Origin of the sequence: Lysobacter changpingensis, assembly GCF_017308985.1 — a bacterium.
In the GTDB taxonomy this organism is placed as follows: Bacteria; Pseudomonadota; Gammaproteobacteria; order Xanthomonadales; family Xanthomonadaceae; genus Lysobacter_J; species Lysobacter_J changpingensis.
In genome coordinates this window covers 1,194,975-1,212,183 of sequence record NZ_JADWPE010000003.1, presented here as the reverse complement: position 1 = coordinate 1,212,183, position 17,209 = coordinate 1,194,975, and the positions used below count along the sequence as shown (strand labels likewise).

At 68.9% G+C, this 17,209-nt stretch carries 22 protein-coding genes; 3 read left to right on the top strand and 19 right to left on the bottom strand.

The annotated features are described in order from the left end of the window. Nucleotides 1-102: 102 nt before the first annotated feature. The 15 genes from ptsP to I4U41_RS12530 all read right to left on the bottom strand — a co-directional run bounded on the left by ptsP (nucleotide 103) and on the right by I4U41_RS12530 (nucleotide 11,586). A complete protein-coding gene (gene ptsP / locus I4U41_RS12600) occupies nucleotides 103-1,827 on the bottom strand; it encodes a phosphoenolpyruvate--protein phosphotransferase (protein WP_206861433.1) in 1,725 nt (574 codons plus the stop codon). Nucleotides 1,828-1,834: 7 nt separating this feature from the next. Then, nucleotides 1,835-2,104 carry an HPr family phosphocarrier protein gene (locus I4U41_RS12595; protein ID WP_206861432.1) on the bottom strand — a complete coding sequence of 90 codons (270 nt, stop codon included), beginning with the start codon at nucleotides 2,102-2,104 and terminating at the stop codon, nucleotides 1,835-1,837. Nucleotides 2,105-2,192: 88 nt separating this feature from the next. Further along, nucleotides 2,193-2,585, bottom strand: a complete 393-nt coding sequence (locus I4U41_RS12590; protein ID WP_206861431.1) for a PTS sugar transporter subunit IIA — start codon at nucleotides 2,583-2,585, stop codon at nucleotides 2,193-2,195. 194 nt (nucleotides 2,586-2,779) lie between these two features. Next, the gene (locus I4U41_RS12585; protein ID WP_206861430.1) at nucleotides 2,780-3,103 is read right to left on the bottom strand and encodes a hypothetical protein; all 324 of its coding nucleotides are present in this window, start codon (nucleotides 3,101-3,103) and stop codon (nucleotides 2,780-2,782) included. A gap of 70 nt (nucleotides 3,104-3,173) precedes the next feature. Further along, nucleotides 3,174-3,500, bottom strand: coding sequence for an EF-hand domain-containing protein (locus I4U41_RS12580; protein WP_206861658.1), 327 nt, complete (start codon nucleotides 3,498-3,500; stop codon nucleotides 3,174-3,176). Between the two features lie 175 nt (nucleotides 3,501-3,675). After that, nucleotides 3,676-4,557, bottom strand: coding sequence for an RNase adapter RapZ (rapZ, locus tag I4U41_RS12575; protein ID WP_206861429.1), 882 nt, complete (start codon nucleotides 4,555-4,557; stop codon nucleotides 3,676-3,678). A 30-nt stretch (nucleotides 4,558-4,587) separates the two neighbouring features. Then, nucleotides 4,588-5,538, bottom strand: a complete 951-nt coding sequence (gene hprK / locus I4U41_RS12570) for an HPr(Ser) kinase/phosphatase (protein ID WP_206861428.1) — start codon at nucleotides 5,536-5,538, stop codon at nucleotides 4,588-4,590. 8 nt (nucleotides 5,539-5,546) lie between these two features. After that, nucleotides 5,547-6,044, bottom strand: a complete 498-nt coding sequence (locus I4U41_RS12565; protein WP_206861427.1) for a PTS sugar transporter subunit IIA — start codon at nucleotides 6,042-6,044, stop codon at nucleotides 5,547-5,549. A 24-nt stretch (nucleotides 6,045-6,068) separates the two neighbouring features. Continuing rightward, entirely contained in the window at nucleotides 6,069-6,395 is a 327-nt protein-coding gene (hpf, locus tag I4U41_RS12560) for a ribosome hibernation-promoting factor, HPF/YfiA family (protein WP_115842550.1), read from the bottom strand. 153 nt (nucleotides 6,396-6,548) lie between these two features. After that, nucleotides 6,549-7,976, bottom strand: a complete 1,428-nt coding sequence (locus tag I4U41_RS12555; RefSeq protein WP_206861426.1) for an RNA polymerase factor sigma-54 — start codon at nucleotides 7,974-7,976, stop codon at nucleotides 6,549-6,551. 81 nt (nucleotides 7,977-8,057) lie between these two features. Continuing rightward, nucleotides 8,058-8,777: an LPS export ABC transporter ATP-binding protein gene (gene lptB, locus I4U41_RS12550; protein WP_206861425.1), complete on the bottom strand. Its 720-nt coding sequence runs from the start codon at nucleotides 8,775-8,777 to the stop codon at nucleotides 8,058-8,060. Beyond that, nucleotides 8,777-9,319, bottom strand: coding sequence for a lipopolysaccharide transport periplasmic protein LptA (lptA, locus tag I4U41_RS12545; protein WP_206861424.1), 543 nt, complete (start codon nucleotides 9,317-9,319; stop codon nucleotides 8,777-8,779). Before lptA ends, lptB begins: the two co-directional genes overlap by 1 nt. Next, nucleotides 9,300-9,884, bottom strand: coding sequence for an LPS export ABC transporter periplasmic protein LptC (lptC, locus tag I4U41_RS12540; RefSeq protein WP_206861423.1), 585 nt, complete (start codon nucleotides 9,882-9,884; stop codon nucleotides 9,300-9,302). The genes lptA and lptC overlap by 20 nt, the downstream gene beginning before the upstream one ends. Continuing rightward, on the bottom strand, nucleotides 9,881-10,462 hold the full coding sequence (locus tag I4U41_RS12535; protein ID WP_206861422.1) for a KdsC family phosphatase: 582 nt from the start codon (nucleotides 10,460-10,462) through the stop codon (nucleotides 9,881-9,883). Before I4U41_RS12535 ends, lptC begins: the two co-directional genes overlap by 4 nt. 101 nt (nucleotides 10,463-10,563) lie before the next feature. Next, on the bottom strand, nucleotides 10,564-11,586 hold the full coding sequence (locus I4U41_RS12530; RefSeq protein WP_206861421.1) for a KpsF/GutQ family sugar-phosphate isomerase: 1,023 nt from the start codon (nucleotides 11,584-11,586) through the stop codon (nucleotides 10,564-10,566). A gap of 186 nt (nucleotides 11,587-11,772) precedes the next feature. Here I4U41_RS12530 and I4U41_RS12525 point away from each other — a divergent pair, with 186 nt between their 5' ends. The 3 genes from I4U41_RS12525 to I4U41_RS12515 all read left to right on the top strand — a co-directional run bounded on the left by I4U41_RS12525 (nucleotide 11,773) and on the right by I4U41_RS12515 (nucleotide 13,716). Next, a complete protein-coding gene (locus I4U41_RS12525) occupies nucleotides 11,773-12,015 on the top strand; it encodes a BolA family protein (protein ID WP_206861420.1) in 243 nt (80 codons plus the stop codon). 71 nt (nucleotides 12,016-12,086) lie between these two features. Next, nucleotides 12,087-13,364: a UDP-N-acetylglucosamine 1-carboxyvinyltransferase gene (gene murA / locus I4U41_RS12520; RefSeq protein WP_206861419.1), complete on the top strand. Its 1,278-nt coding sequence runs from the start codon at nucleotides 12,087-12,089 to the stop codon at nucleotides 13,362-13,364. Nucleotides 13,365-13,380: 16 nt separating this feature from the next. After that, entirely contained in the window at nucleotides 13,381-13,716 is a 336-nt protein-coding gene (locus tag I4U41_RS12515) for an EF-hand domain-containing protein (RefSeq protein WP_242525135.1), read from the top strand. Nucleotides 13,717-13,821: 105 nt separating this feature from the next. Here I4U41_RS12515 and I4U41_RS12510 read toward each other — a convergent pair whose 3' ends face one another. Genes I4U41_RS12510 through purM form a run of 4 tightly spaced genes read right to left on the bottom strand, consistent with a single transcriptional unit; the run spans nucleotide 13,822 to nucleotide 17,071 of the window. After that, nucleotides 13,822-14,511, bottom strand: coding sequence for a DUF3108 domain-containing protein (locus I4U41_RS12510; protein ID WP_206861418.1), 690 nt, complete (start codon nucleotides 14,509-14,511; stop codon nucleotides 13,822-13,824). After that, nucleotides 14,511-15,251 carry a DUF3108 domain-containing protein gene (locus tag I4U41_RS12505; protein ID WP_206861417.1) on the bottom strand — a complete coding sequence of 247 codons (741 nt, stop codon included), beginning with the start codon at nucleotides 15,249-15,251 and terminating at the stop codon, nucleotides 14,511-14,513. The genes I4U41_RS12510 and I4U41_RS12505 overlap by 1 nt, the downstream gene beginning before the upstream one ends. A 54-nt stretch (nucleotides 15,252-15,305) precedes the next feature. After that, nucleotides 15,306-16,004 carry a phosphoribosylglycinamide formyltransferase gene (gene purN / locus I4U41_RS12500; protein WP_206861416.1) on the bottom strand — a complete coding sequence of 233 codons (699 nt, stop codon included), beginning with the start codon at nucleotides 16,002-16,004 and terminating at the stop codon, nucleotides 15,306-15,308. A gap of 8 nt (nucleotides 16,005-16,012) precedes the next feature. Beyond that, complete coding sequence (gene purM / locus I4U41_RS12495; RefSeq protein ID WP_206861415.1) at nucleotides 16,013-17,071, bottom strand: phosphoribosylformylglycinamidine cyclo-ligase; 1,059 nt, start codon at nucleotides 17,069-17,071, stop codon at nucleotides 16,013-16,015. Between the last annotated feature and the right edge of the window lie 138 nt (nucleotides 17,072-17,209).

Genomic DNA, 17,209 nt, shown 5'->3' with positions numbered 1-17,209 from the left:
GACAGGGTCAGGCGTTCATGGCGTCAGTTTAAGCCAGGATCGAGTGGAGAGGAACGAAAAACGGGCAGGAGCACACCGGCACTCTCGCTCCTTCACTCGTTCCTAGAACCGGGGCGCACTCTCCGCGATCCACTCCTCGATTCCCGCGCGATCGCGTGCGCGCAGCAGCGCCGGTGCGCGCGCCTGCAACTGCGCCAGGTCGCAATGGCGGATCGTGCGGCGCAGTTCCAGCAGCGTGGCCGGATGCAGGCTGAATTCCATCAGCCCCAGCGCCAGCAGCATCGGTGCGAAGTGCGCGTCGCCGGCCATTTCGCCGCACACCGCCACCGGCTTGCCGCGCTTCCGGGCGAGCTGGATGACGTCGCGCACCAGCCGGATCACCGCCGGATGCAGCGGTGTGTAGAGGCTCGTCAACGCCTCGTTGTTGCGATCGGCGGCGAGCAGGTACTGCACCAGGTCGTTGGTGCCGATCGACAGGAAATCCACCGCGCCGATGAACGCCGGCAGCGCGATCGCCGCGGCCGGCACTTCGATCATCGCGCCCAGCGGGATGTGCTCGGCGATCTCGCAGCCTTCCTCGCGCAGCTGCGCGGTGACGCGGTTGAGCGTGGCGCGCACCGCGCGCACTTCCTCGCGCGTGGACACCATCGGCAGCAGGATGCGCAGCGGCCCGTAGCCCGACGCGCGCACCAGCGCGCGCAGCTGCGCTTCCAGCAGGTTCGCGCGCGCCAGCGACAGGCGCACGCCGCGCAGGCCGAGCGCGGGGTTGGGCTCGTCGCGCAGCGCAAGGCCCGTGCGGTCGGCCTTGTCCGCGCCCAGGTCGAGGGTGCGGATCGTCACCGCGCGCCCGGTCATGCCGAGCACCACGTCGCGGTAGACGCGGAACTGTTCCTCCTCGTCCGGCAGCTCGTTGCGCTGGAGGAACAGGAATTCGGTGCGGTACAGGCCCACGCCGGCGGCGCCGAGCGCGTGCGCCTCGGCCACGTCCTCGCGCGATTCGGCATTGGCGTACAGCTTGATGTCCACGCCGTCGAGCGTGCGCGTGGGTTCGCGTCGCAGGCGGTGCAACTGCTTGCGCTCGCGCGCCAGTTCGCGCACGCGGGAACGGTGCGCGCGCAGGTCCTCCGCGTCGGGTTCCAGGATCACGCGACCGCTGGCACCGTCCACGGCGAGCACGTCGCCGTCGTTGATCTTCTGCAGCGCCTTCTCGGTACCGACCACCAGCGGCAGGTGCAGGCTGCGCGCGAGGATCGCGCTGTGCGACAGGATGCTGCCGGTGGTGGTGACGATCGCCATCACGCCCTGCGCCTGCAACTGGGCGATTTCGGCCGGCGCGACGTTGTCAGTGACGAGGATCTCGCCGGCCACGCCGGGCATGCCGGCATCGCGACGATGCAGCGCGGCGTGGATGCGGCCGATCACCTGGTCGATGTCGTCCACGCGGCTGCGGAAATAGGCGTCGTCCATGGTCTGGAAGACGGCGGCGATGCGGTCGCGTTGCAGGCGCAGCGCGTAGTCGGCCGAATAGCGGCCGGTGCGGATCAGTTCGTCCAGGCCGTGCAGCAGTTCGGGGTCGTCCAGCAGCAGGCTGTGCAGATCGAGGAATTCGCCGACCTCGTGCGCCAGCGCGCCGTGCAGGCGTTCGCGCAGGGACACCATCTCGCCGCGCACGGTGGCGATGGCGGCACGCAGGCGCGCGATCTCGCGTTCCACGCGCTTGGCCGGAATGTGTTCCTCGACGACTTCCAGTACGTGCGGCAGGCGGACGCGGGCGCGGCCGAGCGCGCTTCCGCGCGAGGCCCCATGTCCTGCGAACTCCTGCCTCATCGGCGCCTCAGCTGTCTTCGTCGAAACGGCGTTCGAACAGCGACACGACCGCCTGCGCGGCGTGCTCCTCGTCCTCGCCTTCCACGCGCAGTTTCACCTGCGTGCCCTGGCCGGCGGCGAGCAGCATGACGCCCATGATGCTCTTGGCGTTCACCTCGCGGCCTTTCGCCGTGAGCGTGGCGCTGCTGCGGTAGCCCGACAGCGTCTGCACGAGCTTGGCCGTGGCCCGCGCATGCAGGCCGAGTCGATTGCTGACGGTCAAATCGTGCTCGATCATCGTCGCGTCCTCCGGGCCCGTCGCCGGTCCCGCCCTTGTTCTGCTCCACTCATGCTTCGTCCAGCTGCTTCGTTGCGCCCGACCGGCGTCAGGCTTCGTCCACGATCACGCCGTTGCGCGCACCGGCGGCGGCGACCGCCGGCAGTTCGTCCAGGCCCAGGTCGGCGTAGTTCATCACCCGCAGCAGCATCGGCAGGCTCACCGCCGAGACGCGCCGCACCGGCGTGCCCAGTCGCGCGACCTTCGCCGCGAGGTTGCTGGGCGTCGCGCCGTACAGGTCGGTCAGCACCAGCACGCCGTCGCCACCGTCCACCCGGCGCAACGCCGCGCTGGCCTGCGGCAGCAGCGCGTCGGGATCGCCTTCGAACGGCACCTCCAGCGCTTCGGTGCGCAGCGGCAACTGGCTCAGCAACCGGCGCGCCACCGCGACCAGCGCGGTGCCGATGCCTTCGTGGGTGATGAGCAGGATGCCGACGGCCATGCCGCCAACTTAACAGGTCCGGGTGACGGCCCGGAAGCGGGAATGCTGCCGTCCTGCGACTTCCGGGACACGCGCTTCGCGTAGCGTCGGAGGAGGCGCGCGGCGACATCAGGAACGCCGTCACGAAAGCCGCCGGCCGGACACGGAAACGGCCCGCTTGCGCGGGCCGTTCGGGGTGGGAATCCGACGTGCGATCACGAACGCGGCGGGGTGGTCTGGTCCTGCGGCGTGGTCTGGTCCGTCGGCGGGGTGGTGTCCGTGCCTTCGGTCGGCGGCGGCGTGGTCGGCGGCGGAGTGGTGGTATCCGTCGGCGGCATCGTGCTGTCGGTCGGTGGCGTGGTATCGGTCGGCGGCGGCGTGGTCGTGTCCGCAGGCGGCGTGGTGGTGTCGGCCGGCGGGGTTTCCGTGGTCGGCGGGACCGTGTCGGTCTCGGTCCTCTGGCAGCCGGCCAGGGCCAGCGTCGAGGACACGAGGACCAGCGCAAGCGCGCCGGTCAGGCGATGGAGTCGGGCGTTCATTCGATCGATGCTCCTTTCAGGGGGAAGGGTTCGGCGACCTGGCAACCGCGTCGCCGCAAGCGGTCGTGCTTCACTGCGGCGTGGAGGTATCGGTGCGCTGATGGCCCGCCGCGAATTCGGTCTCCGAGACCTGGCCATCGCCATCGCGGTCGACCTGCGCGAAATGACTGGTCAGTCGCGCGTCGGCCGCCGCTTCGTCCTTGCTCACCTTGCCGTCGGCGTTGACGTCGAGGTCCGCGAAACTCAGGGTCCGCGGCGTGGTGTCGGTGGTGCTGCCGGTCGGTGGCGTGGTCGGCGTCGGTGGTTCGGTGCGCTGCGCGAAGGCGGGCGACATCACGAGCGCGACGGCCAGCGCGGTCGCCAGGATCGATGTCTGCGTGAGGGTGGAGTCCTGCATTGCACTCTCCTGCGGGTGGGCGCCATTGGGCAGCGCAACCCGACCGTAGCCTTGGCACCGCAAGGCTTGCGCAAGCGTGATGCGAAAATTTCGTGAGCCCGTTCAGCGCACGCTGGGAAAAGCGGGCTGGAGTTCACGGGAAGGGGCTGGAAGGTCCCGGATCGTGAACGTCGTGTCAGTCCAGCTCGCGATGGTGCACCGCGACCTCGTCCCAGCCCTGCGAGCGGGCGTGCTCGGCGAAGCGTTCGGCCAGGTACACGGAACGATGCCGCCCGCCGGTGCAGCCGAAGGCGATGGTCGCGTAGCTGCGCGTGCTGTCCACGTGCAGGCGCGGCAGCCAGGTGTCGAGGAAAGCGCGGATCTGTTCGAAGAACAGGTTCACGTCGGCCTGCGATTCCAGGTACTCGCGGATCGCGGCATCGCGACCGGACAACGGCCGCAGTACCGGGTCCCAATGCGGATTGGGAAGCGCGCGTGCATCGAACACGAAGTCCGCGTCCGGGGGCACGCCACGGCGGTAGGCGAAGGATTCGAACAGCAGCGACATGCCGGTGTCGCCGCCGATGCCGAATTCGGTCAGCACCTGGCGGCGCAGCTGGTGCACGTTGAGCGTGCTGGTGTCGACCACCGCGTCGGCGATGGAGCGCAGCGGCTTGAGCACCTGCCGCTCCAGCGCGATCGCATCGGCCAGCGACAGTCCGAGATGGCTCAGCGGATGGCGCCGGCGCGTGTCGGCATAGCGCTTGAGCAGCGCGGCTTCGTTCGCATCGAAGAAGACCAGGCGCGGATCCAGCCCGAGCTTGCCGACGGCCGACAACCACTCGGGAATGTTGCTCAGGTCGCTGTGCCGGTTGCGCACGTCGATGCTCACCGCCATCTTCGCCGGCGCGCCGTCGTCGGCGCGCATCACGCTGGCGACGAACTGCGGCAGCAGGTCGGCGGGCAGGTTGTCGACGCAGAAATATCCCAGGTCCTCGAACGTGCGCAGGGCGACGGACTTGCCCGACCCGGACATGCCGCTGACGATGACGAGAATGGAGTTGGGCGATTCGCTCATGGCTCGGGCGAAGTGGAGGGAGGTGCGCGGTCAGGCATCGCCGCGTTCGAGGAAATTGCTGTGCCGCGCGATGAACGCCGCCGCCGGATCCAGCCCCTTCATGCGCAGGCTGTGCAGGCGCGTGGCCGCTTCGGTCAGCACGGCGAGGTTGCGGCCGGGCATGACGGGCAGGGTGATCATCGGCACGTCCAGGTCGAGCACGCGACGCACGCCGCTGTCGCCGGTGAGCCGCTCCATGCCCATCGGCTTGGGCTCGGTCATCGGCTTGCCCAGGTGCACGATCAGGCGCAGGTACTTGTTGTTCTTCACCGCGGTGTCGCCGAACATCTGGCGGATGTTGAGCACCCCCAGGCCGCGCACTTCGAGCAGGTCCTGGAGCATTTCCGGGCAGGTGCCGTCGAGCACGTCCGGCGCGATCTGGGTGAACTCCGGTGCGTCGTCGGCGACGAGGCGATGGCCGCGCGTGACCAGTTCCAGCGCGAGCTCGCTCTTGCCCGATCCCGATTCGCCGGTGATCAGCACGCCGATGGAGTAGATCTCCATGAACACGCCGTGCAGCGTCACGCGCGGCGCGAGCGACCGCGCGAGGTGGTATTGCAGGTGGTTGAGCAGCTCATGCCCGCGACGCGGCGAGGCCCACAGCGGCGTGTGGCTTTCCTCGGCGGCGATGCGCAGGTCTTCCGGGCAGGTCTGGTCCTTGCTGATCACCAGCGCGAGCGGCCGGAACTGCATGATCTTCTCGATGGTCTCCCAGCGCAGGCGCGGTTCGAGTGCGTCGAGCCACGCGAGTTCCTCGGTGCCCAGGATCTGCACCTTGTTGGGATAGATCGCGTTGAGATAGCCGGCCAGCGACGGACGCCGCGCGACAGTGTTGACCGATTCCAGGACGCGCCGCTCGCCGCTTTGCCCGGCCAGCCAGCGCAGGCCGAGGCGATCGCGTTGTTGTTCGAACAGTTCTCCCGCGCTGATGCTGGTGCTCATGCGGACCCTCAGGCGGCGCAGGGAAGGAAATCGGAAGCGCCGCACAACACTCCGTGCAGCTCGCCGACGTCGCGCGCCTCGCGCAGCGCGGCGCGGTAATCGGGATTGGCGAAGCGTTCGGCGATCTCCGCCAGACGCTGCACCTGTGCACTGACCTCGTGCTCGGGCACGAGCAGGGCGAGCACGAGGTCGACGGGCTCGCCGTCGGGCGCGCCGGAATCGACCGGATGCTGCAACCGCAGGAACGCGGCGCGGCACTCGTCCAGGCCGGCGACGCGCGCGTGCGGAAGCGCGACGCCGTGGCCGAGCGCGGTGCTCGCGCGGGCCTCGCGTTCGCGCAGCGCGAGCGCGATGGATGCGGTGTTCCCACCATCGGCCAGCAGCCATGCCGCCGCATCGAGCACGCGCGGCAACGCGGACACGCCCGTCCCGGGCGCGCCCGTCTCTATGGCGTGGCCATCCAGGATGGCGACACGCGCGCGTGACAACAGGTCATGCAGCGGCATGGTGCGGGCGGTGGGGTCCGATGATCAGCCGAAGCTGTTGCTGCGGGCGGCGCTTTCGCCGCGGTGATGGTCGACCACCTTGCTGCGGTGCTCGCGGAGCAGACGGTCGAGCTTGTCGGTCAGGAGGTCGATGGCGGCGTACATGTCCAGGGCCTGCGCGTCGGCGACCAGGGTGCGGCCGGCGAGGTTCACGGTGGCCTTGGCGCGGTGGTTGGGTTTCTCAAGGCTCAGCTGGGTGCGAACGTCGAAGGGTTGTTCGCAATGCCGTTCCAGTCGCGAGAGCTTGCTTTCCACGTAGTCCCGCAGGGCGGGCGTGACCTCGATCTGCTGGCCGTAGGTTTCGATACGCATCGGAGACCTCCTTTACGTCGCGACGGGAGGACAGGATGGCACGCCGGGCGCGTTGCGCAAGGGGCCTGCATCCGCAGTTTCGGGGTTCCGCGCCGAACGCTTTGATCCGGCAAGGTTTTGTGTTCGCGGCCTTCACGCCGCGATGTCGAATTCCTAACCGATCCTTACGCGATCCTGCGAGGACGGAATGCTCATCGCCTCGCGGTACTTGGCGACGGTACGCCGCGCGACGGGAACGCCGGTGGCCTTGAGCGTCTCCGCCAGGCGGGCATCGGAGAGAGGCTTGCGCGGATTTTCAGCCTCGATGAGGCGGCGGATCATGGCCTGGATCGCCGTGCTGGACGCCTCGCCGCCGGTGCCGGTCTCGATGCCGGATGCGAAGAACGCGCGCAGCGGCACCGTGCCCCGCGGCGTGCGCGCGTATTTGCGGGCGATCGCGCGCGACACCGTGGATTCATGCAGCCCGACCTCGGCCGCGACTTCGCGCAGCGTGAGTGGACGCAGTGCGCTGTCGCCGAATTCCAGGAACGCCGCCTGCTGCTTGATCAGGCAGCGCGCCACCTTGATCAGCGTCTCGCCGCGCGCTTCCAGGCTCTTGAGCAGCCAGCGCGCCTCCTGCAGGTGGCCGCGCAGGTAGCTCGCATCCGCGCCGCTGGCGTGGCGCAGCATGTTCTCGTAGCCACGATGGATCGAAATGCGCGGACGCATGCCATCGGCCAGCGCGACGCGCCACAGGCCGTGCTGGCGCCAGATCACCACGTCCGGTGCGATGTAGGTGTCGCTGGCGATCGCGCCGATCTGCGCGCCGGGGCGCGGATCGAGCGATCGCAGCAACTGCACCGCGGTTTCCGCCTCGCCCAGGTCTAGCTTGAGTTCCGCCGCGAGCCCCGCCACGCCCACGCGCGGGAGGCGTTCGAGCGGACCATTGGCCAGCTGGTGGGCCAATGCGCGGCCCGGGGTCTCCGCAGGCAGCTGCGCGAGCTGCAGGCGCAGGCATTCGCCCAGAGAACGCGCGCCCACGCCCACCGGGTCGAACTGCTGGATCTGGTGCAGCACCGTGGTGAGTTCCTCGAGGCTGCATTCCAGCGTCGAGGCGAGCGTGGCGGCGATCGACTCCAGCGGCTCGCGCAGGTAGCCGTCGTCATCGATGGATTCGATCAGGGCCACGCCGATCGATCGATCGCGCGCGGAGAGCGGGCTCAGGTGCAACTGCCACAACAGGTGGTCGTGCAGCGTGTCCGATTCGGCCACCTGTTCGGCGATGGGCGTTTCGTCGTCGCTGTCGGCCGGCCCGAGGCGCTCGTACCAGGGTTCGCCGTCGGTGTTCCATTCGGCTTCCGGTGGCAGGTGTTCGGGTTCGGCGCTGCTGGCGGCGCCTTCGCCGCCGGATTCGCCGTTGATGCCCGCGTCGGCGACGCTGATTGCGGTTTCGGTCCAGTCCAGCAGCGGATTGCTCTCCACCGCTGCGGCCAGTTCAGCCTCGAGCTCGATCGCGGACAGCTGCAGCAGGCGGATCGCCTGACGCAACTGCGGTGTCATCACCAGCTGTTGTCCGAGAGCGGCTTGGAGACGCGGTTTCATCGTCGAATGCCAACGCGACCAGGGGGATCCGACGGCCGCGTGGCGTTGGGCGTGCGGAGAAGCCGCACCTTCGACACATCCTTACAGCCGGAAGGTTTCGCCCAGGTAGACGCGACGTACGTCGGGGTTCGCAAGCAGCGCGTCCGGTGCACCCTGCGCCAGAACGCCGCCTTCGTTGAGGATATACGCCCGATCGCAAATGCCCAAGGTTTCGCGGACGTTATGGTCCGTGATGAGCACCCCGATTCCGCGATTCTTGAGGTGGCGCACGATCCGCTGGATCTCGCCGACCGAAATCGGGTCCACGCCGGCGAAGGGTTCGTCGAGCAGCATCAGGCGCGGACGCGCGGCCAGCGCGCGTGCGATTTCCACGCGACGGCGCTCGCCGCCGGAAAGGCTGGCGCCGATCTGGTCGGCGACGTGGCCGACCTGCAGTTCGTCGAGCAGGCTTTCCAGTTCGCGATCGCGGCCGTCGCGGTCCAGGTCCTCGCGCAGTTCGAGCACCAGGCGGATGTTGTCGGCCACGGTGAGTTTGCGGAACACCGAAGGCTCCTGCGGCAGGTAGCCCACGCCGTACTTGGCGCGCGCGTACATCGGCTCGGCGGTGATGTCCTTGCCGTCGAGCACGATCTGCCCGGCATCGGCCGGAACGAGGCCGACGATCATGTAGAAGCAGGTCGTCTTGCCCGCGCCGTTGGGGCCGAGCAGGCCCACCACTTCGCCGGCGTCGAGCGTGAGGCCGAAGTCCTTGACCACTTCGCGCGAACGGTAGGCCTTGCGCAGGCCCTGGGCCACCAGCATCAGCCGCCCCCCTGCGCGTTCTTCGGCATGATGCGGATCTTCACGCGATCGTTCGCGCCCTGTCCGCCGCCCTGCACCTGGCCGGTCCGCATGTTATAGACCACGCGCTCGCCGGCGATGGAGCCGGACGGCTGGCGGATGTTCACGCCGCCGGTGAAGACGACGATCTCGGTCTTGAGGTCGTAATCGACCTTGTTGGCGACGGCGTCCATCAGCTTGCCGTCGTCGAGTTCCTGCTTCAGCGTCACCGGCGACCCGGTCAGCACGGCGCGCGCGGGTTCGCCGTCGCGCGTGGTGATCACCGCCTGTTCGGCGCGGATCTCGAGCGTGCCCTGGGTGATGATCACGCCGCCGCTGAGGACGGTGGGGCGGCTGTCGTCCATCGAGTAGTCGCTGCGGCCGGCATCGATGTCCATCGGCTTGTTGCGATCGGACGTGCGGGCGAGCGCGCCGGCCGGCATCAGTGCCAGGACCAGCAACGCAGCGCCGGCGAAGCCCGCGAGGGACTTTTCCAGCGTTGCACTAAGGCGCAGCACGTTCATATCGGGCCTTGACGTCATTCTTGAGGGTGATGCGCTTCGCATCGAGGTCGGCTTCCAGGCCGCGGCCGTTCAGTATAAGGCCCGGCTGCGTGAGGGTTACCTGCGCGGCCGACGTGGCGCGCCGGGCGTCGGGGAAAACGTTCAGTTCCTCGGTGACGACCTTGATGGGCTTTCCGTCGGCGTTCGTGCTGCGGGCGTTCACGCCGCCGCGCAGTCGCACTTCCTCGCCCTTCTCGCTGACCCATCCGGTCTGCGAGCGGATGTCCCACGGCGATGCCTGGCTGCCCTGGCGCGGCGGGATATGGAATTGCGGCGTGGCGATCTGCATCGTGCGCACGTCCGGATCGCGTTCCAGCCGCGGCGCGTTGAGCGTGAAGGACTCGCGTCCGTCTTCATCGAGCACGGTCGCCTGGAAATCGTGCAGCACGTAGTCGGGCCGTTTTCCGATCGGCCCCGTCGCGGTGTCGCGATCGCGCTGCTGCCACAGCAGCCAGCCGCTCAGCAGTGCGCCGGCGAGGAGGGCGAGGGTGCCGATCGCGCGCCAGTTCATCGCGCGCCAGTTCATGCGTTGCCTTCCACGCGCACGCCTTCGACGCGGACCAGGTCGGCGAGCAGTCGTTCGGCATGGCCCTGCGCGGCCAGCAGCAGGTCGCAGAACTCGCGCACCGCGCCGTGCCCGGCGCGCGCGGTGGTGCGCCAGTGCACGCGTTCGCCGACCCAGCGGTGCGCGTCGGCCGGCGCCACGGCGAAGCCGGTCTGCAGCATCACGCGCAGATCGGCGAGGTCGTCGCCCATGAAGGACGCCTGTTCCATCGCGATGCCCATGCGCGCGGCGATGTCATGCACGCACGCCAGTTTGTCCTTCACGCCCACGTGCACCTCGTCGATACCCAGGTCCTCGCCGCGACGCTTCGCGATCGGCCCGGCGCGCGCGGTGATGAAGGCCACCGAGATGCCGACCTTGCGCAGCAGCGTCAGTCCCTGGCCGTCGTGCACGTGGAAGGCCTTCAGCTCGCTGCCCTCGTCATCGAAGTACAGCCGCCCGTCGGTCAACGTGCCGTCGACGTCGAAGCACGCCAGGCGGATGCGCGAGGCGCGTTCGCGGATGTCGGCGGGGTAGTCGTTGAGGTGGCTGTAGGGCATGGAGCTAGAGGTGAGTGAGGAGGATCGGGAAAGGAGTGGAGAGCGAAGGCGAGCCGGAGGGTCCCACTCGGTTCTCGTTCCTTTCCACCCGTTCCCCGCCGTTAGACAACGCGAGCCCGCAACAGGTCATGAATGTTCAGCGCGCCGACGACGCGGCCTTTGCCATCCACCACCAGCAGGCCGCTGATCTTGTGCGCTTCCATCAGCTGCGCCGCTTCCACCGCCATCGCATCGGAGCCGATGGTCTTGGGCGAACGCGTCATCACCTCGACGATGCGCGTGTTGCGCAGGTCGAGGCGATCGTCGTCCAGCGTGCGGCGCAGGTCGCCGTCGGTGTACAGGCCGAGCAGGCGATCGTCCGCGTCGACCACGGCGGTCATGCCCAGGCGCTTGCGGCTCATCTCGACCAGCGCCTCGCTGATGCTGGCGTCGGCGCCCACGCGCGGTACGTCGTCGCCGGAATGCATGATGTCGACGATGTGCAGCAGCAGGCGGCGGCCGAGCGCGCCGGCCGGATGCGAGCGCGCGAAATCGTCGGCGGTGAAGCCGCGCGCGTCGAGCAGCGCGACCGCGAGCGCGTCGCCCATTGCCAGCGAGGCGGTGGTGCTGGAGGTCGGCGCCAGCGCGAGCGGGCAGGCCTCGGCGGGGACGCTGACGTCCAGGTGCACGTCGGCCTCGCGCGCCAGCGAGGAATTCGGCCGGCCGGTCATCGCGATCAGCTTGTTGCCCTGGCGCTTGAGGCCCGGCAGCAGCATCAGCACTTCGTCGCTCTCGCCCGAGTACGACAGCGCCAGGACTATGTCGACGTCGGTGATCATGCCCAGGTCGCCGTGCCCGGCTTCGCCCGGGTGCACGTAGAAGGCCGGGGTGCCGGTGGAGGCCAGGGTCGCGGCGATCTTGCGCGCGACGTGGCCCGACTTGCCCATGCCGGTGCAGACCACGCGGCCCTGCGAGGCGAGGATCAGCCGGCAGGCCGCGCTGAAGTCGCCATCGATGCGCGAGGCGACCGCGGACAGCGCCTGCGCTTCGATCTCGAACACGCGACGGCCGCTCGCGGCGAGCGTGGCGGGATCGTCCGCATGGACCGGAGCGTGGACGGGCGAGGGAATGGGAATGCTTGCCATGGGGCGCGCCATTTCGGACCGGGGGTCTTTCCGCTAGGCTAATCCGTCCATTCTAGGCGGTCGCGCCCGGATGTGCCCGTCACGGGCGCCCCACGACGCCGGCCCCGATCGCGGACCACCGCCACGCGCGGCGCGCAGGATGCGCGAAACCGCTTCCCCCCGAGCTCGCAACCAAAGGTTCGTCCCTTGAATCCCGACACCATCCGCCAGCTGATCGAACAGGGCCTGCCCGGCGCACGCGCCGACGTGCGCGGCGACGACGGCGTGCATTTCGAGGCCACCGTCGTGGCCGAAGCCTTCCGCGGCAAGCTGCCGCTCGCCCGCCATCGCCTGGTCTACGCGACCCTCGGCGAGCGCATGGGCGGCGAGATCCACGCGCTTGCGCTGAAGACGTTGACGCCGGAAGAAGCCGGGATCCGGGATTCGTGATCCGGGATTCGCAAGAGCCCTGACGCACCCCGGCATTTCCGAATCCCACTCCCGAATCCCGAACCCCCGACATGCAAAAGATCGTTGTAGAAGGCGGCGCCGCGCTCAACGGCGAGGTGCAGATCTCCGGTGCGAAGAACGCCGTCCTGCCGATCCTGTGCGCGACGCTGCTGGCCGACGGCCCGGTGTCGATCACCAACGTGCCGAACCTGCACGACGTGGTGACCACCGCCAAGCTGCTGGGCGAACTCGGCGCCGGCATCACGGTGGACGAGGGCACGCTTGGCAAGGGCCGCGGCATGATCGTCGACCCGACCACCGTGCACAGCCACGTCGCGCCCTATGAACTGGTCAAGACGATGCGCGCTTCGGTGCTCGTGCTCGGTCCGCTGCTGGCGAAGTACGGCGCGGCCGAAGTCTCGCTGCCGGGCGGCTGCGCGATCGGTTCGCGTCCGGTCGACCAGCACATCAAGGGCCTGCAGGCGCTGGGCGCGGACATCAGCGTCGAGAACGGTTACATCAAGGCCCGTCGCAACGGCCGCCTGAAGGGCGCGCGCTTCGTGTTCGACATGGTCACCGTCACCGGCACCGAGAACGTGCTGATGGCCGCCGCGCTTGCCGAAGGCACCAGCGTGCTGGAAAACGCCGCGATGGAGCCGGAGATCGTCGACCTGGCCGACTGCCTCAACGCGCTGGGTGCCAACATCGAGCACGCCGGCAGCGGGCGCATCGTCGTGCACGGCGTGGAGCGCCTGCAGGGCGGCAGCCACCACGTGCTGCCCGACCGCATCGAGACCGGCACGTTCCTGGTCGCCGCGGCGATGACCGGCGGCCGCGTGACCGTGCGCAGCGCGCGTCCCGACACGCTCGACGCGGTGATCGACAAGCTCAAGCAGGCCGGCGCGCAGATCACGGTGGATGGCGACCGCATCACGCTCGACATGGGCGGGCGCCGTCCGAAATCCGTCGACCTGACGACCGCGCCGCACCCGGCCTTCCCGACCGACATGCAGGCGCAGTTCATGGCGCTCAACTGCATCGCCGAGGGCGTGGGCGTGATCAACGAGACCATCTTCGAGAACCGCTTCATGCACGTCTCGGAGCTGCAGCGCCTGGGCGCCGACATCCGCGTGGAAGGCCACACCGCGATCGTGCGCGGCGTGCAGAAGCTCAGCGGCGCGCCGGTGATGGCGACCGACCTTCGCGCGTCGGCGTCGCTGGTGCTCGCCGGCCTGGTCGCGGAGGGCGCGACGACCATCGACCGCATCTACCACCTGGACCGCGGTTACGAGAACATCGAGGAGAAGCTCTCGGGGCTCGGCGCGAAGATCCGGCGCATCGCGGGCTGAGGAGCAGGCGCTGACCATGGCACTGATCGACCTGACCGGAAAGCGCGCGCCGTTCACCGCGCGCCGCATCGCGACGCTGGGGTTCTTCGTCGTGCTGTTGATCGTCGTCGCGTGGCTGCACTTCACCGGCGCAGCCGTCACGCGCGGGATCGAACGCAAGGACATGGACTGGAACGGCGACGGCAACGTGACGATGCACGAGATGCTGCAGTCGTTCTACGCGGTCACCGTCAAGACGACGATCACCGCCACGAACGGCGGCGCGCGCGAATGCCGCGCCTTCGCCTTCCGCGGCAGCAGCGAGACGTTGCGGGTGGATTGCCGGACGATGGTGAAGCCGTCGGCCGAGTGAGCGTCGGCGTCGTTGCGATACGGTCGGCGGTGACGATTCAAAACGAAAGGCCCCGCGATGCGGGGCCTTTCGTTTCGTCCATCGTTCCCGTGGAGTCCGGTACGATCAGCGAACGTCCTGCACCCGCAGATCGATCGCGTCCTGCCCCTTGTCGCGCTGCAGGATGCGCGCCGGGACCGGCATGCCGTCCACGATCCACGCGATGGTCTGCTTGTCGCCCTGCGTGCTGACGACCTTGGTCGCCTGCTTCGACTGGCCGCCGACGGTGATCGCTTCCTTGCCGGCGATGGTGTAGTCGAGATTCTTGACGCGGCCGTCCTCGACCATGCGGTACTGCGTGGACTTGCCGGCCTGCACGTCGCGCACGATCGCCAGGTTGATCAGCAGCGCATCCATGTCGCCCGGCTGCAGCTTGATCGGGCCGGCGCGCTCGGGCTTCACGTCGCCCGTCCACGTCGCCACGCCCTTGGACCAGTCGTAGGTCGCGTTCTTGTTCTGCTTCTTGGTGAGCACCTGCGAGGTGTCCTTGCCGGAAACCGGGCGCCACTGGCCGTTGGCCTCCTCGAACACGGTCGTCTGGCGCAGGTTCGCCAGCGGGCTGGTGACGGCGAGGCTGTACTTCCAGCGGTTCGCGCCATCGGCGACCAGCGTCATCTGGCCCTGGCCCTGCATGCCCATGTAGCTTGCCTGGTAGTCGGCGGTGAATGGCTTGATCGCCAGCGCCGGCGCGCTGACCGCGGCCAGCATCGCCGCGGCGAGGACCGGGCGCAGCAGTCGGGTGGTGAAGTGGGCCATCAGGGTGCTCCTTTGTAGTCGACCAGGCGCAGGTCGAAAGTGTCCTCGCCATTCTCGCGCTGCAGGATGCGCACGGGCGTGGGCACGCCTTCGACCACCCACACTACCGTCTCCTCCTTGCCCGAGCCCTGAACGCGGCTCACGCGCATGGCGTTGAATCCCATGCCGTCGACGCTGACGCCTTCCAGCTCCTGCGCGACGGTGTACTGGTGGTCGCGCGCGCGGCCGTTGTCGACGAAGCGGTACTGCAGCGTCCGGCCCGGCTGCGCGTCGCGGATGATCGCCAGGTTGATCAGCAGTCCGCTCATGTCGCCGTCCTTCAGCGGCACGGGCGCCTGGCGGTTCTTCTTCACATCGCCGGTCCAGCGCGCGGTGTGCGCATTCCAGTCGTAGGTGCCGGTGATCTTGCGGCCGACGAAGATCGCCTTGCGCACGGTGCTCTGGCTCAGCGGGCGATAGGTATCCGTGCCGACCACGTCGAACACGGTGCTCTGCTGCGCGTTGGCGCCGGCCAGGCCGATCAGGCCGCGCGTGCCGCGCATGTCCAGGTCGATGCGCCAGTGCGAGGGATTCGCGTCGGGCACGACCTGCATCGTCGCCTCGCCCAGCGGTTTTCCTTCGTTGAAGATCTGGTAGTTCGCCACGAATGGCTCCAGCGCCGACGCGGGCGCGGCAAAGGACGCCAGCACGAGCGAAAGCAGGAACGGGGTGGCGGTCAGGACGCGGGTAAGACGCTTCATCGACAAGGCGGGGGAGGGGAGGTGCGCAGGCATGCCAGTTCCCGCAGGACCCCGTCAGACGGGGGCAACTGCGCCGGGGGCGCGCAGGGCACCGGCGGAATCTAGGAGCAGTGGCGTAAACAGGGCATGACCATCCAGTGTCGTGGTTGTTCCCTGTTCAGCCAGCCGGCCGGAAACCGCCAGGCGCAGCACCGCGACCAGCAGCGGATGCTCGACGTCGAGCACGCGCGCGGCCAGCGCATCGGCGTCGTCGCCCGGCTGCACCGGCACGCGCGCCTGGGCGACGACGGTGCCGGCGTCGAGTTCGGGGATCACGAAATGCACGCTGGCGCCGTGCTCGGCTTCGCCCTCGGCGATGGCGCGCGCGTGCGTGCGCAGGCCCGGATACTTCGGCAGCAGCGACGGATGGATGTTGAGGAGCCGGCCGCGGAAGCGTTCGACGAAGGCATCGCACAGGATGCGCAGGTAGCCGGCGCAGACGATCCAGTCCGGACGCGCCGCCTCGATCGCATCGCCCAGCGCGGCGTCGAAAGCTTCGCGAGAGGAATACTCCTTCGGGCTCGCACTCCAGCGCAGCGCCGGTTCCACGCGCTGCAGGGCCGCCGCGCCCGGCTTGTCGGAGAACACGCCGACGATGCGCGCCGGCAGCGAGCCGGCGTCGATCGCATCGAGGATCGCCTGCAGGTTGCTGCCGCGCCCCGACACCAGCACGGCGATGCGGTTCGGGCGCGATGTGTCCGCCGGCTCGCTCAAGGGCGCGCTCAACCGATGCGCACGCGGCTTTCGAGCGGGGCGCCGGCGGCAGCCTTCGCCACCTGGCCGATCGGACGATGACGCAGGCCCAGGCGGTCGAGGTCGGCGTTCACCGCGGCGACGTCGCCCGGCGCGACCACCAGCACGAAGCCGACGCCGCAGTTGAACGTGCGCCACATCTCTTCCGACGGCACCGCGCCTTCGCGCTGCAGCCAGTCGAACACCGGCGGCAGCACGATGGCCGACGCTTCGATGTCGAGGCCCAGACCGTCCGGAATCACGCGGATGATGTTTTCGGTCAGCCCGCCGCCGGTGATGTGCGCCATGGCATGCAGGTCATGCTTGCCAAGCAGTTCGAGGATCGGCTTCACGTACAGCTGCGTCGGCGCCATCAGCGCGTCGATCAGCTTCACGCCGCCGACGTCGAGATCGGCCGGGCGACCGGCGCGATCGTAGATCCTGCGCACCAGCGAGTAGCCGTTCGAATGCGGGCCGCTGGAGGCGATGCCGATCAGCACGTCGCCCTCGTGGACCTTGGCGCCGTCGAGCAGCTTGGACTTTTCCACCGCCGCGACGCAGAAGCCGGCGAGGTCGTATTCGCCCGGCGGGTACATGTCGGGCATCTCGGCGGTTTCGCCGCCGATCAGCGCGCAGCCGGACAGCTCGCAGCCCTTCGCGATGCCGCCGACCACGGCGACCGTGGTGTCCACGTCGAGCTTGCCGGTGGCGAAATAGTCGAGGAAGAACAGCGGCTCGGCGCCCTGCACGAGCACGTCGTTGACGCACATCGCGACCAGGTCGATGCCGATGGTGTCGTGGCGGTTGAGCTGCTGCGCCAGCTTGAGCTTGGTGCCGACGCCATCGGTGCCGGACACCAGCACCGGCTCCCTGTACTTGCCCGACAGGTCGAACAGCGCGCCGAAGCCGCCGAGGCCGCCCATCACCTCGGGACGGAAGCTGCGCTTGACCAGCGGCTTGATGCGTTCGACCACCTCGTTGCCCGCGTCGATGTCGACGCCGGCGTCGCGGTAGGTGATCGGAGTGGGAGCGGAGGGGGGATTCGACACGGGCGGCCTCGTCGGTCGCGGAGAGATGAAGTCGCGATTTTAACAGTCGCCGGCGACCGGCGGCCTTCCGCGAATGGACGGGCCGGGGGGCGCTGCGGCACCATTTCGGCTGATGACGCACTCAGGGACAGCGATGGT